Source organism: Salinivibrio socompensis S35 (assembly GCF_000513715.1).
Taxonomy (GTDB): Bacteria; Pseudomonadota; Gammaproteobacteria; order Enterobacterales; family Vibrionaceae; genus Salinivibrio; species Salinivibrio socompensis.
In genome coordinates, this window is the sequence record NZ_AQOD01000225.1 from 1 (window position 1) to 2,384 (window position 2,384).

Sequence of the window (2,384 nt, forward strand, 5' to 3'; positions counted from 1 at the left end):
GTATGGAAGTCCTCAGGCGACCAGACTACGAAATTATAACTCAACACCTCTTAGCTGCGGCTGTGGTTCTAGCCCAGCAGCTCTTAAAAGAGGGCTATGCATTGGCGGATTTATGAGGGGATCTCTCAGGACCAAGCATCCATCGAGCAAATCTACATCCATGCGCAGAAAGACCAAGATATTGTCACCGAAAACATCCATCGCGAATTTGTGGGTGTGGATAGCCACCGTCAAGTCGGGCGCAACGCTTATCAATCTGTAACGGAAAATAGCCATCGTATGGTTGGCAAAAATGTCGTTGAAGAATTTGGTCAAGATCATCACCAGAAAATTGGCCGCAACCTCGTGCAGCGTATCTTGGGTAAACTGAGTCGCTTTATTTCTGGCGGCATGATCACCAAAGTGGAAGGTGGGATCGTCACACAAGCCACGGCCTCGGAAGAGAAAGAGATCGGTGCTAACCAACGGACCAAAGTCAGTAATGAGAGCTACTTAACCGCCAAAAATATTGTCCTGGAAGCTGGTAATGAGTTAACGATTAAAGGCCCCGGTGGTTTTGTCAAAATTGACGGCGGCGGGATCACTATCTCTGGCACCAAAGTGAAGATCAATGAAGGCGGCTCTCCCGGTAAAGGTACGGCACCCACTATGGTTCAGCCTGATGAGACAGATAAGCCTCAGCAGCCTGATGATCCGGACCGACGGAGGTAATTATGCCAAGTGCTGGAAGACTCGGAGACAGTGCGGCAGGGCATGGTTGCTTCCCTGCCACCCCCATTATTAGCGGTAGCCTGATGTGTCAATCAATGGCAAGCCAGCAGCGCGTAAAGGTGACCCTGTACTGCTTCATGCTTGTCCTTGTCCGAATATGCCGCATGGTATTCATGGGCGTAGCATCAGTGCTGGGTCGTCGAATGTTTCCATCAACGGAAAGCCGGCCTCACGGGTCGGCGATGCCATTGGTTGTGGCGGTCAGGTTGCTGCGGGTTCAGGCGACGTGTTTATTGGTGAGACGCCGTACCAGTCACCATCACATGATTGTGGTGAGGGGGCGGCTAAAAGTAATGCACCTTTCTTACGGATCTTGCCTTTGGTCAACCCGGTTGAAGCACTTTGGTCAAAACCGATTTACAGCCCTGGCTACTTTAAGTCTGTGGCAGAGCAGCAGCTCAAGGGCACCATCACGCAAGCGCTTCCCGAGGAATTACCACCTCTCGGTGAAGACTTATCGTCGTTGGTAAAAAGTGGCGGATCACCCGCACAAATGCTGGATGTGTTAGAAAAAGGCACCACCAAAGCCAAGCGGCGAAAAGCACGTGAAGCGATCACAGAGCGTGCCAGCGAGAAAGAGCCAGACGTTGCTGAACGATTCACGCAAGATATGGACGCGGCTGAAAAAGCAATGCTCAGTGAACATATCTATACCCTCGATAAAGAAAAGTTAAAAGAACCTCGTCAACAAGTCGCCGAGGATTTTAAACATGATTCAGGCTGGAAGCTGGCGAACAAAAAACAGCTTAAAAAGTTAGGCATTGATACCTAAAGATTATAAAGTCGATAAAACAAACTTTCGTGCACAAGTGTATATACCAGATCCGGACGTATTTGGGTCAGAGGCGAAGCCAGTACTGGCTTTTCGAGGCACAGAAGCGACGGAAGACTGGACCAAAGGCAATATCCCGCAAGCTCTTTTGGGAAGGTCAAAATACTATAAGCAAGCCGTTGAAATTAGCAGAAACATCAAAAAAGCAGGCTACCCAATAGAAATATCAGGGCATTCTTTAGGGGGAGGCTTGGCCTCTGCGGCTTCGAAAGCCGGTAATTTTCCTACCACCACCTTTAATAGTGCTGGATTGCATAAGAAGACCGTTGAGCGCTATGGAGTGCCCAAAGCACAACAAGGCAGTGATGATAATATCACTCGTTATCGAATAGAGGGTGAGGTGCTCACCCATGTGCAAGAAAAGATGCCCGTTTTAAAGCGCCTACCAAGCGCGGTTGGTAATACCACCCATACCTTTTACAAACCGAAATCGTTAACGGCTGAGGCGGAAGGCGCTGACGCGGCTCCTAGTACCAGCGGAGCGATAGCAAGAGATGCCGACGTTAAGGGAAAAGAGCGAATCAATTTACATGGTATGGATATGATGCGCGAGGCTATTGAAGATCGCAAAGTTGATGATTTACACACGCTAGCCAAGCACTGAGAGATCCCCTCATAAATCCGCCAATGCATAGCCCTCTTTTAAGAGCTGCTGGGCTAGAACCACAGCCGCAGCTAAGAAGTGTTGAGTTATAATTTCGTAGTCTGGTCGCCTGAGGACTTCCATACCTAACCGGACGGTAGACAGGACATTTCGATTTCTGACTGTATTCGCTTGAAA

At 49.2% G+C, this 2,384-nt stretch carries 3 protein-coding genes and 1 pseudogene; 3 read left to right on the top strand and 1 reads right to left on the bottom strand.

The features are described from left to right. Positions 1-96: 96 nt before the first annotated feature. From DZ54_RS0117205 to DZ54_RS25665, 3 genes are all read left to right on the top strand, one after another. On the top strand, positions 97-711 hold the full coding sequence (locus DZ54_RS0117205; RefSeq protein WP_025675455.1) for a bacteriophage T4 gp5 trimerisation domain-containing protein: 615 nt from the start codon (positions 97-99) through the stop codon (positions 709-711). Positions 712-796: 85 nt separating this feature from the next. Further along, a complete protein-coding gene (locus DZ54_RS25660; RefSeq protein ID WP_240474075.1) occupies positions 797-1,543 on the top strand; it encodes a PAAR domain-containing protein in 747 nt (248 codons plus the stop codon). Further along, the gene (locus tag DZ54_RS25665) at positions 1,533-2,207 is read left to right on the top strand and encodes a Tle-like phospholipase domain-containing protein (protein WP_205619434.1); all 675 of its coding nucleotides are present in this window, start codon (positions 1,533-1,535) and stop codon (positions 2,205-2,207) included. The genes DZ54_RS25660 and DZ54_RS25665 overlap by 11 nt, the downstream gene beginning before the upstream one ends. Positions 2,208-2,216: 9 nt before the next feature. Here DZ54_RS25665 and DZ54_RS26550 read toward each other — a convergent pair. Further along, positions 2,217-2,384: pseudogene (locus DZ54_RS26550) on the bottom strand (IS4 family transposase); the annotation flags it as partial.